At 39.0% G+C, this 16204-nt stretch carries 12 protein-coding genes and 1 tRNA gene; 6 read left to right on the top strand and 7 right to left on the bottom strand.

Annotation, left to right across the window (positions count from 1 at the left end):
* Positions 1-192 precede the first annotated feature (192 nt).
* The 6 genes from argS to aceK form a co-directional block, all read right to left on the bottom strand.
* The gene (gene argS / locus FCS21_RS06665; RefSeq protein WP_138621700.1) at positions 193-1968 is read right to left on the bottom strand and encodes an arginine--tRNA ligase; all 1776 of its coding nucleotides are present in this window, start codon (positions 1966-1968) and stop codon (positions 193-195) included.
* Positions 1969-2285: 317 nt separating this feature from the next.
* Positions 2286-3866: a peptide chain release factor 3 gene (gene prfC / locus FCS21_RS06660; protein ID WP_138621698.1), complete on the bottom strand. Its 1581-nt coding sequence runs from the start codon at positions 3864-3866 to the stop codon at positions 2286-2288.
* 309 nt (positions 3867-4175) lie between these two features.
* The gene (rimI, locus tag FCS21_RS06655; protein ID WP_138621696.1) at positions 4176-4682 is read right to left on the bottom strand and encodes a ribosomal protein S18-alanine N-acetyltransferase; all 507 of its coding nucleotides are present in this window, start codon (positions 4680-4682) and stop codon (positions 4176-4178) included.
* A gap of 7 nt (positions 4683-4689) precedes the next feature.
* Positions 4690-5064, bottom strand: a complete 375-nt coding sequence (locus FCS21_RS06650) for a DNA polymerase III subunit psi (RefSeq protein WP_138621694.1) — start codon at positions 5062-5064, stop codon at positions 4690-4692.
* A 213-nt stretch (positions 5065-5277) separates the two neighbouring features.
* Positions 5278-5354, bottom strand: a tRNA-Trp gene (locus FCS21_RS06645).
* Positions 5355-5499: 145 nt separating this feature from the next.
* Positions 5500-7290: a bifunctional isocitrate dehydrogenase kinase/phosphatase gene (gene aceK, locus FCS21_RS06640; RefSeq protein WP_138621692.1), complete on the bottom strand. Its 1791-nt coding sequence runs from the start codon at positions 7288-7290 to the stop codon at positions 5500-5502.
* Between the two features lie 228 nt (positions 7291-7518).
* Between aceK and queA the strand changes: the two genes are divergently transcribed.
* From queA to FCS21_RS06610, 6 genes are all read left to right on the top strand, one after another.
* Complete coding sequence (queA, locus tag FCS21_RS06635; RefSeq protein ID WP_138621690.1) at positions 7519-8607, top strand: tRNA preQ1(34) S-adenosylmethionine ribosyltransferase-isomerase QueA; 1089 nt, start codon at positions 7519-7521, stop codon at positions 8605-8607.
* A 133-nt stretch (positions 8608-8740) separates the two neighbouring features.
* Positions 8741-9874 carry a tRNA guanosine(34) transglycosylase Tgt gene (tgt, locus tag FCS21_RS06630; RefSeq protein ID WP_171035653.1) on the top strand — a complete coding sequence of 378 codons (1134 nt, stop codon included), beginning with the start codon at positions 8741-8743 and terminating at the stop codon, positions 9872-9874.
* 216 nt (positions 9875-10090) lie between these two features.
* On the top strand, positions 10091-10429 hold the full coding sequence (yajC, locus tag FCS21_RS06625; protein ID WP_138621686.1) for a preprotein translocase subunit YajC: 339 nt from the start codon (positions 10091-10093) through the stop codon (positions 10427-10429).
* Positions 10430-10647: 218 nt separating this feature from the next.
* Positions 10648-12495 carry a protein translocase subunit SecD gene (secD, locus tag FCS21_RS06620; protein WP_138621684.1) on the top strand — a complete coding sequence of 616 codons (1848 nt, stop codon included), beginning with the start codon at positions 10648-10650 and terminating at the stop codon, positions 12493-12495.
* A gap of 21 nt (positions 12496-12516) precedes the next feature.
* A complete protein-coding gene (gene secF, locus FCS21_RS06615) occupies positions 12517-13464 on the top strand; it encodes a protein translocase subunit SecF (protein ID WP_138621682.1) in 948 nt (315 codons plus the stop codon).
* Between the two features lie 199 nt (positions 13465-13663).
* A complete protein-coding gene (locus tag FCS21_RS06610) occupies positions 13664-15079 on the top strand; it encodes a DEAD/DEAH box helicase (protein ID WP_138621680.1) in 1416 nt (471 codons plus the stop codon).
* A 202-nt stretch (positions 15080-15281) separates the two neighbouring features.
* On the opposite strand, the gene cobA is transcribed toward FCS21_RS06610, so the two are convergent.
* Positions 15282-16088: a uroporphyrinogen-III C-methyltransferase gene (gene cobA / locus FCS21_RS06605; RefSeq protein ID WP_138621678.1), complete on the bottom strand. Its 807-nt coding sequence runs from the start codon at positions 16086-16088 to the stop codon at positions 15282-15284.
* Positions 16089-16204: the final 116 nt, after the last annotated feature.

Below are 16204 nucleotides of genomic sequence, written 5' to 3'. Positions count from 1 at the left end.
TGACAGGTAAACTAGATTCCCGACTAGACATGTCGGTAATGATGTAATTACCTATATTTTAATGATTGAATAATATCCGTCATGTAAATCTAGAACACACGAGTGAAGGAAACAAAGCACAGAGCTGACATTTCGAACATAAGTGTCAAAGAGTACTTTTGTGACGCATCAATTGTGTGATCTAGGTTAAATTTACATGCGGTCCATCACTTCAATGCCCAGTATATCAAGCCCTTGTTTTAGGGTGTTAGCAATTACTTGGCATAACGCTAAACGTGAGGCTTTAACCTCATCACTAATGCCTTCTTTAAGGATAGGGCAGGCTTCGTAAAAACTCATATAAAGACTGGCTAGTTCGTAAAGGTAGTTACAAAGCAAGTTAGGAGTACATTCACTGATCACAGCATCAATAGTATCTTCAAGTTGTAATAACTTTAAGGCTAAGGCTTTTTCTTGTGGCTCAACGATGTTAATAACGGCATTATTATCTACAGCGCCTGCTTTAGCACTCTCTGCTTTAGAGAAGATACTTTGAATCCGTGAATAAGCGTATTGTAAGTAAGGAGCCGTAGCGCCTTCAAAGCTCAACATGGTTTTCCAGTTAAAAATGTAATCACTGGTACGGTTTTTTGATAAATCGGCAAACTTAACTGCACCAATACCCACTTTCTTGGAAATATGAGTTAACTCAGCAGCGCTAATATCTGGATTTTTTTCTTTAATTAACGTCGCAGCGCGCACAATAGCTTCATCAAGTAATTCTGCTAACTTGATAGTGCCACCAGTTCGGGTTTTAAATGGCGTGCCATCATCCCCCATCATCATACCAAACGGACAATGTTGGTAACCAACATGCTCTGGTAAGAAGCCAGCTTTACGAGCAACAATTTCTACTTGTTTGAAATGTAAACCTTGACGCGCATCGGTGAAAATAACAATGCGATTAGCGGCTAACTTGCCACTACGGTAGCGACACGCTGATAAATCGGTTGTTGCATATAAGAAACCACCACCGGATTTTTGTACGATAAATACGGAAGGCTCACCATCTTTATTGGCCATTTCATCGATGAAAACCACTTTAGCACCTTGGCTTTCTACGGCGATTTCTTTTGCCATTAATTCATCAATTACGGTTGATAAATCATCGTTATAGGCGCTTTCACCCATAATATCTGAGCGCTGTAATGACACGTTTAATTTTGCGTAAATCTCTTCACTGTGGGCAATTGAAATATCAATAAACTGCTGCCATAACTTAGCACAAGCCTCATCACCACTTTGTAGCTTAACCACGTCAGCACGTGCTCTATCAGCAAAGCCTTCTTCATTATCAAAACGTACTTTTGCTTCACGGTAAAAATTCTCTAAATCAGCAAGCGCCGTTTCAGCGACTTCATCACCGGCAAGTTTATCGCTTAAATGCGCGATTAACATACCAAATTGCGTACCCCAATCCCCCATGTGATTTTGACGAATAACCTTATCACCACGAAACTCTAACGCGCGTACTACCGCGTCACCAATAATGGTTGAGCGTAAGTGACCAACATGCATTTCTTTAGCGAGGTTAGGCGCAGAATAATCAACAACAACCGTTTGTACGTCATCACCTTGATTAACGCCGCGCTGCGTTACGCCAATAAATTTATCTTGTGCAACTTGGTTTAATTGTGTTGCTAACCATTGTTGCTCTAAATGGATATTAATAAAGCCTGGGCCAGCCAGTTCAATGTTGCTAGCGATACCGTCTAGGCTTTTACTGCTGCTAAGTTCAGCAACCACTTTAGTGGCTAATTCACGTGGATTAGTTTTTAGTTTTTTTGCTGCGCCCATGACGCCATTGGCTTGATAATCACCAAATTCAGCACGGTTAGATAAACTAATTGCCGGGTTAGTCCCTTCAGGCAAGCCGGCTGCAACCATAGCAGCAGCAATTTTTTCACTAAGTATTTGTTTTATATTCATTGTAGTAGACTCTTTATCATTGTTATTTGGCTCAATCATTGGTATCAATGATAATCACATGCAGTGCATACTCAGTGTCATTTCTTTAACCTTGAACCAACTAACTGCGATAAAGACGCTCTTACGCAGTTAGTGAAATTTATTGTTTGTTATTTTTGATTTTTAAATAACTATCAAAAATATACTTATACTTTTTTGCAAACTAAATTGGGTTTTAGCAAAGCCGTCAAGTTATTTTATCAGGGAGCTTAGTACACTAAGTGACTTGATAAAATAACGCCGACAATGCCGCAAAAATTCTATTTAGGAAGCAAAAACTAGTGTTCACGGGTTGCGTGGAAAACAATATCCGGATTTCGCTCTTGCGCTAATGATAAATTAACCATGGTCGGCGCGATATACGTTAAGTTATCACCACCATCAAGCGCTAAGTTATCTCCCGCTTTCTTTTTAAACTGCTCTAAAGTACGTGGGTCATCACAGGTACACCAGCGGGCTGTTGCCACACTAATAGCTTCGTATATGGCATCCACTTTATATTCAGTTCTTAAGCGTTGTACTACCACTTCAAATTGTAATACACCAACGGCACCAACAATCATATCGTTGTTAATGAATGGTCTAAATACTTGTACAGCACCTTCTTCAGATAACTGAATTAAGCCTTTTTGTAATTGCTTAGCTTTTAATGGGTCGCGTAAACGAATACGGCGGAACATTTCAGGCGCAAAGTTAGGAATACCGCTAAACTTCATCATTTCGCCTGCGGTAAAGGTATCACCTATTTGAATGCTACCGTGGTTGTGTAAGCCAATAATATCACCCGCGTAGGCTTCTTCAACGTTAGCGCGATCGCCAGCCATAAAGGTTACCGCATCGGCAATTTTTATATCCTTACCTAGGCGTACTTGTCGCATTTTCATGCCTTTTTCATACTTGCCAGAACAAATACGCATAAAGGCAATACGGTCACGATGTTTTGGATCCATATTAGCTTGAATTTTGAAGACAAAACCGGAGAACTTCTCTTCTTCAGCGACCACTTCACGTAAATCAGTTTTACGTGGTAGTGGTTTTGGTGCCCATTTAGTCAAGCCGTCAAGCATATGGTCTACACCAAAGTTACCCAACGCCGTACCAAAAAATACCGGTGTTAATTCACCACGTAAGAACTCTTCTAAATTAAAGTCATGAGAAGCGCCGGAAACAAGCTCTAATTCTTCACGTAAATCATCAGCATAACTACCAATCACTTTATCAAGTTCAGGGTTATTAAGACCTTTAATGATGCGTTTTTCTTGAATCATATGACCTAAGCCTGATTGATACAAAACAACTTCATCTTCTAAAATATTGTAAATGCCCTTAAATGATTTACCCATACCAATTGGCCAAGTAATCGCAGCACACTTTATTTTTAATACTTCTTCAACTTCATCCATGACTTCCATTGGATCACGGACATCGCGATCCATTTTATTCATGAAGGTTAAAATGGGCGTATCACGCAGACGGGTAACTTCCATTAACTTAACGGTACGTGCCTCAACCCCTTTAGCGACGTCAATAACCATTAAACACGAGTCAACTGCGGTAAGAGTTCGGTAAGTATCTTCAGAAAAGTCTTCATGGCCAGGGGTGTCTAGTAAGTTAACTAAACAGTTATTGTATGGGAACTGCATAACCGAGGTAGTAATTGAAATACCACGATCTTTTTCCATTTCCATCCAATCAGATTTTGCGTGCTGGCCTGATTTTTTACCCTTTACCGTGCCCGCTCTTTGTAAGGCTTGACCAAATAAAAGTACTTTTTCGGTGATGGTTGTTTTACCGGCATCAGGGTGAGATATGATGGCAAAGGTGCGGCGTATATCGACTTGTTTTTGCTGTACAGACATGCAAATTACCTGTTAAGTAAATAGTAGAAAAGCGCCTTAACATTGAGTTCAGTCATTAAAACACGGTAGTTGGTGTTTGAAGTACTAGGCTTAGCGCTGAGTTTAGCGCTGAGTTTAGCTGGGACTTAGTAATGCGCTTTTTGGTATTATTAAAAAATTGCGCGCATTATAACATTAAATTAGAAAGTATTTGCAAAAAAGCATGGTTATAAAAACTAACTTTTTATCTACTTAAAAAGAAGAAGGTGATAGTGCTTATAAAAGGTGTTCACAGTGTGTTGATTAATTGGTTATTGAGGAACGCGTTTATTATTTACATGTTAATGACATAACAATCGCATCTTCATAGCCAAAACCCGAGCTACTAGGGTAATAACCAGTACGGCGATCAATTTCAATAAAACCAGCGTTCATATACAGCATTTGGGCGGCGATATTTTTAGCGCGAACCTCTAAAAATATTTTTTTTGCGCCAAGCTGTTTCGCTTGCGCTAAAAACTGGTTAAGTAATATTTTGCCATAACCTTTACCTTGCAGCGTTGGCATAACACAAATATCCATCAGGGTTGCTTCACCTAGAATATATTCACCAACATAAAAACCGATGGCTTCTTTTGCCGTTAAGGGGGGAGTAGTCATTTCGTTTACTGACCCTGTGAGGTACTGACCAAAGTAACGACCACCAATGCAGCTTAAAAAGGTTTTTTCACTCCAAGGGTGTGAATGGCAAGCAAGCTCAATAGGCATTAATTTCTCTACATCCGCGGTTACTATGTCAGTAAAGTGCTGGCCGCTAAAAATTGCTTTGTTACTCATAGTGTACTCATAGTATTTTTTTGCTTAATAATTGCCATAATTGCTTTTTTAGTGCGGGCGATTTTGCAATGGCGTCTATAGTTGGGGTGGTTAACTGCTGGTCAAGTAGTTGTATGTTATTAGAAGATGATAAAACGGTGAAAGACCAACTAAATAAGCCTAAATTTATATGATCGCCTTGCTGACTAATTTCACCAATACTTAACCCGAGTGATAATAAAATATCATTAAAGAGTTGTTGCTTGGCTAAGGCGTTTAAGTCGATATCAATATAAGGTTTGTGCGTAGCTACTTTTTCACTGTCACTATTCTCAGTGCGATGTTGCCACAGACTAATGCCCATTTCAGTGAGTTGCTCAAATTGACGTTGGTTTATACTCATCAGTAATAACTTATTAGTTCTTCGCGTAAATACTTTTAAGGTAAATACTTAATGGTCAATATCATGACAGAATTAGTGATTGACTAAAAGCGGCTATTAATTTTTTTAATTAAAATTTGGCTAATTTTTTAGATTTGTTAAGTTAACTTGATAGTAAGGTTTGTAGATTTACAAGAATATTTACTGAGGATAAAATAATAGCAGAATAAAAATTGGCAGGGGTGGAGAGACTCGAACTCCCAACCGTCGGTTTTGGAGACCGCCGTTCTACCAATTGGAACTACACCCCTGCAACAGATTCGAATTATACTGATGCAGAGGTAAAGGTAAAGTAAAAATATCACTTTTTTGTCTATTTATTACTTGTTTGGCTGTTTTACCAGCAAAGTGCTAGTAAAGTAGCCTTATTTAACCGTGGTATATTAAATTGCGTCATTAACTTATGGTATTACGTGGCGATTTGCTGATCTTATTAGTCGTTAAATTACAAAAACGGTATTTTTCAGGATAAGGGAAAACATCCTTATACATGCCGCTAGCAACATCACGTTGACATTGTTGCCAATACTCAGCCGTCAATAAATCTTCGTGGTGCTTCTTAAAAGCTTTTAAATAATTAGGGTTTGCCAAGGCAAAGGTCGCAATTTCTTCAGGGAACATATCACCAGGTAAAACACTATACCAAGGCTCAGCAGCATAAAGTTGCTCTTCAGTCACCGCTTTAGGTTTTACTCGAAAGTTCACTTCGTTCATATACGTTATTTCATCGTAATCATAAAAAATTATTCGGCCATGGCGCGTTACGCCAAAGTTTTTTAGTAACATATCACCAGGAAAAATGTCTGCTGAGATTAACTGCTTAATCGCTTGACCATAACCGAACATGGCATTATTTATTTTTTCTTGCGCTTTGTTTTTAAGCGCATCCATTAAGTATAAATTAAGTGGAATCATGCGACGTTCAATATAAACATGTTCAATAATTAATAGTTCTTCATCACCTTCGCCCTCATAGCGAATAATTGAGGGGGCTACTTTTTGCAATTCGGTTAGTAATTCTTCATTAAAGCGATTTTTAGGAAAAGCTACTTCAGAATACTCCATGGTATCAGCCATGCGTCCTACTCTGTCATGCAGCTTAACTAAGCGGTACTTACCTTTTACATCTTTTTTGGTCATATTTTTGCTAGGGGAAAACTTGTCTTTAATAATTTTAAACACGTAAGGATATGAGGGTAGGGTAAATACCGACATGACCATCCCTTTAATCCCTGCTGCTAGCTCAAACTGATCCTCACTACTGTCAAGGTGATTTAAAAAGTCTCGGTAAAACTCTGTTTTTCCCTGTTTATGAAAACCAATAGCGGAATATAAATCTGCCTTGGTTTTATGTGGCATAAGCGCTTGTAAAAAGTTAACCAGTGCATAAGGATGTAAGCAATCAACAAAAAAGTATGCGCGGGCAAACCCAAAGACCACCGCCATATTCTCACTCGTTATAAGTAATGCATCTATATACAAGCCACCTTTTTCATTATTTAGTACGGCGACAATAAAGGGAGTTTCTCCTGCGGGTGATAAGACCCGACCAATTAAGTAAGCGCCTTTATTACGATAAAAAGTAAAGTTAAGGATATCAAACTGTAGGTTCTCTAGTTTTACTCGGGTTTTTTGTGCTTCACGGCGAAAGGTTTTAATTAATATATCTACGTCTCGATCAAGGTTTTCAAAGGGGATAACCGTTCTGTGACTATTCATAATATTACAAATAGTTTCTTTTAGTCCCAGCACTTCTGGTTTATAAGACGTATAAATTTCAGGCGTTTTTTTATCATCGAGTCGCTGTGCCGTTGTTTCAACAAAAATATAATCATTGTGATAATACTTGCGTTCAAATAAATGACAAAATACCGAGTTATAGAAGGTTTCAGCTAGCTCTGGTTGTTTATGGGTACTTAATAAATCAGAGTAAATAGCTTTAACTTGTTGCCACAAAGTATCATCGAGTTGGTTAATATTGAGATCTTCTTTAATACTATGAAAGGTTTCTTGAACACGCTCATCATAAAAGTTAGTTCTTGCTCTAGCAGAGCGGTGGATCTCACTCCATTGGCACTGTTGAAATCGCTCTCGGGCTGATTGGGTAATATCAGTAAAAAGTGCCATATGGCGGTTAAAACCATTAATCATTGTATTAGCTATAATGGAAGCAAGTTTCTCTGTCATAGGGCATCAACTCTTTAGTAGGTGTAGTTTATTACCAACATACACTAAAAGCCTTAGGGTCTAAATTATTTATCGCGATAGTGGTTATAACTGAGAATAATATTGTTTCAGCACAAGTTTGGCTACTTCTTGCTGATATTCGTCAGTAAAAGTGGCGAATTAACTTGCTATCAATAGCATGCAGCTCTAAAATTACGCCTTTTTTTAAGGCAGAAAATAGCGAATATTATGCGTGTTTCAGACTTTTCTTTCGATTTACCCGAAGAGCTTATTGCTCGTTATCCAAAAACCGAGCGCACCTCTAGTCGTTTAATGACCTTAAATGGCAACTCTGGTGCGATAACTGATGGTGTTTTTACTGATATTGTTGCGCAATTAAACGCCGGTGATTTGCTAGTTTTTAATAACACTCGCGTTATCCCTGCCAGAATGTTTGGTCAAAAAGCCAGTGGTGGTAAAATTGAAGTGTTGGTTGAGCGTATTGTTGATCAACATACCGCCCTTGCTCATATTCGCGCTAGTAAAGCCCCTAAAGTTGGCAATGAACTTTTCCTTGGTAATGAACTCGCTCATGATCGTGATAATGGTAATGAAGACAACGAGTTTACCTTTAAAGCGACTATGGTGGCACGCCACGGTGCGCTCTTTGAATTAAAGTTTACCGGTGAACACTCTGTTTTAGAGACCTTAGAAAAAATAGGGCACATGCCATTACCGCCTTACATTGATCGACCGGATGAAGAGAGTGATAAAGAACGCTATCAAACGGTTTATAATGAAAAGCCCGGAGCGGTTGCTGCGCCGACTGCTGGCTTACATTTTGATGAGGCATTATTAGCGCAAATTAAAGCTAAAGGTGTTGAGTTAGCCTTTATTACCTTACATGTTGGTGCAGGCACATTTCAGCCCGTTAAAGTAGAAGAAATTAGCGATCATATTATGCACGCTGAATATGTTGAAGTGTCAGAAGAGGTAGTGGCTAGCATTAAGAAAACTAAAGCTGCGGGTGGTAGAGTTATTGCCGTAGGCACAACCTCAGTACGCTCACTTGAAAGCGCAGCTAAAGCCGCTAAAGATAAAAATGAGCCACTTAGCGCCTTTTATGGTGATACCGATATATTTATCACGCCAGGATATGAATTTCAGATTATTGATGCGTTAGTCACTAACTTTCACTTATCTGAGTCAACCTTGTTGATGCTCGTCAGTGCTTTTTCTGGCTATGACCATATTAAGAGCGCTTATCAGCATGCGATAAGTCAAGAGTATCGATTTTTTAGTTATGGCGATGCCATGTTTTTAACTAAGCAAAGCTAAATAATAACTTGGATAAACCTAAGTAATAACTAAGTCAAAGAAAGCCTGAAAACATTTATTAAACCAAACACCGCCAGCCTGTTTAGCTAGTAGGTGAAAGAGAAACGTTATGACACAAACAGTAAAGAATAGAATGAAATATGAGTTAATCACCACTGACGGTAAAGCACGTCGTGGCCGATTAACCTTTGATCGTGGCGAAGTAGAAACCCCAGCCTTTATGCCCGTAGGTACCTATGGCACGGTTAAAGGCATGAAAGCTGAAGAAGTTGAAGCAACGGGCGCTCATATTGTATTAGGTAATACTTTCCATTTAATGTTGCGTCCAGGCACAGATATTATTGAGCAGCATGGTGGTTTACATGGCTTTATGAACTGGCATAAGCCTATTCTAACTGACTCAGGCGGCTTTCAAGTATTCAGTTTAGGTAAAATGTGTAAAATTACCGAAGAAGGCGTGCGTTTTAGCTCGCCTATTAACGGTGAAAAAATTATGCTGACACCAGAGCGTTCAATGGCAGTACAACGGAGCTTAAATTCTGACATTGTGATGATCTTTGATGAATGTACGCCATACCCTGCAACGCATCAAGAAGCAAAAGACTCGATGGAGCGTTCAATTCGTTGGGCACAACGCTCAAAAGATGCTCACAGTGATAGCCCTAATGCCTTATTTGGCATAGTACAAGGCGGAATGTATGAAGATTTACGAGAAGTTTCTGTAAACGGTCTACAGGCTATCGAGTTTGATGGTTATGCCATTGGCGGCTTATCAGTAGGCGAGCCGAAAGCTGATATGATCCGCATATTAGATCATACTACCCCCTTGATCCCTAAGAATAAGCCCCGATATCTGATGGGTGTAGGTAAACCTGAAGATTTGGTTGAAGGGGTTCGCCGTGGTATTGACATGTTTGATTGTGTTATGCCAACACGTAATGCCAGAAACGGTCATTTATTTGTTAATACAGGTGTTATTAAGATCAGAAACGCCTTTCATAAAACAGATACTTCACCACTTGATGATACGTGTGATTGTTACACCTGTAAAAATTACTCTCGCGCTTATTTGCATCACTTAGATAAGTGTAAAGAAATTTTAGGGTCACAATTAAATACCTTACATAACCTGCATTTTTATCAAAAAGTGATGCAAGGTTTGCGTGATGCGATTGAGCAAGGTAAATTAGATGCCTTCGTAGAAGAATTTTATGCTTTACGTGGCTTACCTGTGCCGCCTTTAGCAGAAGGTAGTAAACAAGTTTAGCGTTACCTGTTTGTTAACTTTCATGTAACGCCGATATAAAGTAGAAACTAATTATCAACATTTGATAAAACCCGTTGTGATGACATTTGCTGCTATAGTGCTCAATTAGTAGAAAAACTAAATTTACTTCAGTAAATTAGAGGCTTTTACTAGGTCATTGAGCTAAATAGTTACCAAGTGAATAACAACTAACTAATTATAAAAATAGAGGAATTTATGAGTTTATTTATCAGTACAGCACATGCCGCAGCAGAACCAGGCGTAACAGCAGGCGGCGGAATGGAAATGCTTATCATGCTAGCCGTTTTTGGTTTAGTGTTTTTTTTCATGATCTATCGTCCTCAAGCTAAACGTGTAAAAGCCCATAAAAATCTAATGTCTTCATTAGGTAAAGGCGATGAAGTGTTAACGCAAGGTGGGATTGTTGGCAAGATCGTTAAAGTATCTGATGAAAAAGATTTTATTGTTGTTAGCATTAGCGAAGGCACTGAAGTAACAGTACAAAAAGGTGCTGTTAATACTGTACTTCCTAAAGGCACAATGAAGTCTTTATAGTATTTGCCTCCTTGTCATTTAGTACACTAGTTAATATCAATAATATCGGGAATACCCATTGACCTATGTTAATGGGTATTCTATTTTTGCTAGCATATTCACTAATAACGAGCTTAAGCACCAACGCTATTATTTTGTTCGCTAAAACTATCAAGGTTTACGTTAAGTAGATAAGCAACCTTCAACCTACCTAAAAAACAAACAGAAAAGGACACATTGTGTTAAACAAATCCCCTTTATGGAAAACACTGATGGTGGCATTTATTGTCGCTTTAGGTGCGCTCTATGCCACACCAAACTTATATGGTGAAGCGCCCGCTGTGCAAGTATCAGGTTTACGTGGCGTACAAGCTGATGCAGCTACTCTTGATAGCATTAAAACACAGTTAGAAGCAAATCAGTTAAGTTATGACAGTATTGCGTTAGAAGATGGTCAGGTGTTAACCCGTTTTAAAAATACTGAAGATCAGCTTAAAGCCCGCGATGTGCTTGATGATAATTTAGGTAAGCAATTTTCAGTTGCTTTAAATTTAACGCCTAATACACCAGACTGGTTAGCTAGTATTGGTGGTACGCCAATGAAGTTAGGTTTAGATTTAAGTGGTGGTGTTAGCTTCTTAATGGAAGTGAACATGCAAGAAGCACTTAATAAAGCCAAAGTTGGTATGGTCAGTGACTTTCGTGGAGATTTACGTAATGAAAACATCCGTTATCGTACGGTAAAAGAAGTTAACGATGATATTGTTGTTATTTTTCGTAAGGTTGAGGATTTAGAGGCTGCGCAATCATTATTAAAAAAACGCTATCGTGACATATTACTCAGTACTGATGATGATACGTTGACGCTCACGGCAAAAATGACTGAGCAAAAAATCAAAGAAATTCGTGAATATGCTTTACAGCAAAACATTACCATTATTAGAAACAGGGTTAATGAATTAGGTGTGGCAGAGCCCCTTGTACAACGCCAAGGTCAAAAGCATATTGTTATTGAATTACCGGGTGTACAAGATACCGCAAAAGCCAAAGAAATCCTTAATGCGACGGCTACCATTGAATTTAGATTAGTTGACACCGAAGGCGATTTATCTAATGCGCTAGAGGGACGTGTACCAGCCAACTCTATTTTGTTAACAGACAAAGATGGCAAGCCTAGCTTATTGAAAAAGCGCGTGATGCTAACGGGCGATCATATCACTGATGCTAAATCAGGCTTTGACGAGTACTCGCGTCCACAAGTAAATATTTCTCTTGATAGTGCTGGTGGATCTAAAATGTCTAGCGGCACAAAAAGTAATATCGGTAAGCCAATGGCTACGGTATTTATTGAATATAAAGCTACCGACAGAAAAGATGCCGAAGGTAATATTATCTTTGAAAAGCATCAAGAAATTATTTCAGTTGCTACTATCCAATCACGTTTAGGTAAAACTTTCCGTATTACTGGTTCAGGTAGTGCTGCAGAAGCACATAACCTAGCGTTGTTATTACGCGCTGGTGCTTTGATTGCGCCAATCACTATAGTAGAAGAGCGTACCGTAGGACCAACATTAGGTGCTGAAAATGTAAAACTTGGTTTTGAAGCCATTATGATGGGCTTTGGCTTAGTGTTTATTTTTATGATGGTTTATTACCGCGCTTTCGGTGTGGTAGCTAACCTAGCATTAGGCGCTAACTTAGTGCTTATTGTCGGTATTATGTCAATGATACCTGGCGCTACCTTAACCTTACCTGGTATGGCGGGTATTGTCTTAACGGTGGGGATGGCAGTTGATGCTAATGTACTTATTTTTGAGCGTATCCGTGAAGAAATACGTGAAGGTAAAACTATTCAACAAGCAATACATCAAGGTTATGAAGCCGCGTTTTCTACCATTATTGATGCCAATATTACCACTTTAATTGCTGCATTAATCTTGTTTGCGATTGGTACTGGTCCAGTAAAAGGCTTCGCTGTGACGTTATCTATCGGTATTATTACCTCAATGTTTACATCCGTTGTTGGTACTCGTGCTGTAGTTAACGTTATTTGGGGTGGTAAACGCCTTGATAAACTTTCGATATAATAAGGCAGGAACTTAAAAATAATGCAAATTTTACAATTAAAAGAAACTGTCAACTTTATGAGCTATCGCAAGATAGCCTTGATATTTAGTGCACTATTAATGCTTGCTTCAATAATATCGTTAGCAACCAATAAACTAAATTTTGGTTTAGATTTTACTGGCGGTACGTTAATTGAAGTAGGCTTTCAAGAAGCGGCTGATTTAGGCAAGCTTCGCCAAGTAATGAGCAGTAACGGTTATGAAGATGCTAAAGTGCAATTTTACGGCAGTAGCCGTGATGTTGTTATTCGTTTAGGTTTACGTAATGACGTGAAAGCAGAAATGCTCGGTAACCAAATACTTGAAATATTACAAGAGGCGACTGGTCAAACCGTTGATATGCGCCGCATAGAGTTTGTTGGCGCTAGCGTCGGTGATGAACTAGCAGAGCAGGGCGGTTTAGCTATGCTCACAGCGTTGATCTGTATTTTGATCTACGTTGCATTTCGTTTTGAATGGCGCTTTGCTGTTGGTTCAGTGATCGCGTTATTTCATGATGTATTGTTAACGCTTGGCTTGTTTTCTTTCTTACAGCTAGAGTTCGACCTAACGGTATTAGCGGCTATCTTAGCAGTAATTGGTTATTCTCTTAACGATACTATTGTGGTGTCAGACCGAATACGTGAAAACTTTAGAAAAGTACGTAATGGTGACGCCGAAGAAATCATTAATATATCGTTAACGCAAACCTTGAGTCGAACCATTATTACCTCAATTACTACCTTATTAGTTTTAGCGGCGTTGTTCTTTCAAGGTGGTGCGCTAATTCACGGTTTTGCTACCGCATTATTATTAGGTGTTTTTATTGGTACTTACTCATCAATTTACGTGGCGAGTTTAATCGCTTTATTTTTAGGTATATCAAAAGAAGACCTGATCCCTGAAGTGATTGAAAAAGAAGGTGCAGATCAAGAAACTATGATGCCTTAAGTACCATAGTATAATGATACCAAGCTAGTTTTATAATAAACCGAGTAACGAAAGTTGCTCGGTTTTTTTATGTTTCGCTTTAGCAAGAATGAGCACTTTAATAGACTTGGCATGAGCCATGCTGTATGCTGCACGCCCCTCCATGCTGCCAACATTTTCAATCGGGCTGTCAGTATTGCGATTTTTTAAAGAGATACTTATGAGTGATACCCCAAGCAATTTTTCTGAGCTAGATTCTTCTAAGCTAAATTCTTCTGATTTAGGCTTTTCTGATTTAGGCTTATCTGAGCCATTATTAAAAGCCGTGCGTGATAAAGGTTACGACACACCATCACCTATTCAAGCACAAGCAATACCAGCGGTTATTTCTGGACGCGATGTTATGGCAGCAGCGCAGACCGGTACCGGTAAAACGGCGGGCTTTACTTTACCTTTATTACAACGCCTTTCTAGTAATACAAATAATAAGGTAGCCTCAAACCACATTAGAGCATTAATCCTTACGCCAACGCGTGAACTGGCGGCACAAATAAGTGAAAGCATAGACGTTTATGGTAAGTATTTAAACTTGCACTCAACGGTTGTCTTTGGTGGTGTTAAAATTAACCCACAAATGATGCGTCTGCGCCAAGGTGTTGATGTACTCGTAGCAACGCCAGGGCGCTTATTAGATTTGTACAATCAAAATGCAGTAAAGTTTAGTCAATTAGAAGTGTTTATTCTTGATGAAGCTGATCGTATGTTAGATATGGGCTTTATTCGCGATATTAAAAAGCTGATTGCGGTATTACCAAACAATCGTCAAAACTTACTTTTCTCAGCGACTTTCTCGCCCGATATTCGTGCACTTGCTAAAGGCTTGGTGAACAACCCTTTAGAAATATCTGTTAATGCAGAAAATAGTACAGCAGAAAAAGTGACTCAATGGTTAACAGCGGTTGATAAAAAGCGCAAACCAGCGGTATTAACGTATTTAATCAAAGAAAATAATTGGCAACAGGTACTGGTTTTTACTAAAACTAAACACGGTGCCAATAAACTGACTAAACACCTTGAAGCCGAAGGCTTAACCGCGGCAGCAATTCATGGTAATAAAAGTCAAGGTGCGCGTACTAAAGCGCTTGCTGCCTTTAAAGATGGTTCAGTTAAGGTATTAGTCGCCACGGATATTGCAGCACGCGGTATTGATATAGACTTATTACCACAGGTAGTTAACTTTGATTTACCCAATGTTCCTGAGGATTATGTACATCGTATTGGCCGTACAGCTCGCGCTGGTAATACCGGACAAGCCTTGTCATTAGTGTGTGCTGATGAATTAGAAATGTTGTGGGATATTGAACATGTTATTCAACAACATATTGAACGTAAAGTTATTGATAATTTTGCCCCGGTTAATGAACTAGGTGCTTCACGTGCCATTAGACCGGTAAAAGCCAGCAAACCTAAAAAGCCAAAACCGTTTAATAACGGTGGCAAAGGTAAGGTTGAACATAAAGATGGTCAGCGCTCAGGTGCTAATGCTAACGGTAATAATCAATCTAACCGTAGAAAACGCCCAGGGTCTGATAGCAATGGTGCTAAACCACGTAGAGCTATAAGCCCAGCAAAGTAAACCGTATGATTGTCGGTGATATTGACTTCACTAACTAAAAAATTAAGTCGTAACTAAAAAGCCCGATGAAGAACCATTATATTCTTCATCGGGTTTTTTGCATTTACACCAGTACTTATAACAAGTTGATTACGTTCTTTCCCGGAAAAAATTCGCCGTGTTATTGCCGCTTCTTGGGCGGCTAGCCGTAATACACATTTTATTAATTAGGTGTTAAGTAACCTAAATTAGCGAGCTGTTCACTAGGAAACAGAGCCACAACATCACCAATAACAATTAAGCTAGGTGGCGTTATATTATGTAGTTTTACTAGCTCAGTTAAGTTAGCTAAAGTCCCCTTAAATACCTGTTGTTCGGGTTGAGTACCTTTTCGAATCAATGCTGCAGGGGTGTTTATATCACGTCCTGCTTTACGTAACTGCGCCGAAATAATAGGTAAGCTTTTTATACCCATATAAAAAACAATCGTTTGTTCTTTATCATTCAATGCTTGCCATGGTAGATCTAAGGTACCGTTATCCTGGATGTTACCCGTTATAAATGTACAGCTGCGGGCAACTTTTCGATGTGTTAACGGGATACCAGCATAACTTGTACAGGCTGATGCGGCGGTCATGCCGGGTACTATATGACAAGCTACGCCATGACTTAATAAAAATTGTGCTTCTTCAGAGCCTCGCCCAAAGACAAAAGGATCACCACCTTTTAAGCGAACAACTCTTTTGCCGAGTAAAGCATTATCAAGTAATAATTGATTAATCCCTTCTTGCGGCACTCTATGATCCGCTTGTTTTTTACCGACATAGATCTGTTGGCAATCAAGGGGGAGTAACGCCATGATTGGTGCACTCACTAAGCGATCATAAATAACAACTTCTGCTTGTTTGATAAATCGGTAAGCTTGTAAAGTAAGTAAATCTGGATCGCCAGGTCCAGCGCCTACCAGCGCCACTTCACCAGCAATAAAAGCTTGTTTTTTTGTGTTGATATAAGTATTAATGTTTTCCATGCGCACTCTTCATCTATTTTTATTAATCCGATCACGTTATGCTTATGAGACTAAAGTAAAAAAGGCGCCACAGTTATCCTTATTATAAAAGATAACGGTGGCGCCTTTGACTATAG

The organism is Colwellia ponticola, assembly GCF_005885605.1.
GTDB classification, from domain to species: domain Bacteria; phylum Pseudomonadota; class Gammaproteobacteria; order Enterobacterales; family Alteromonadaceae; genus Colwellia; species Colwellia ponticola.
The sequence above is the reverse complement of the archived record's forward strand: the minus strand, read 5'-3'. Positions and strand labels throughout refer to the sequence as shown.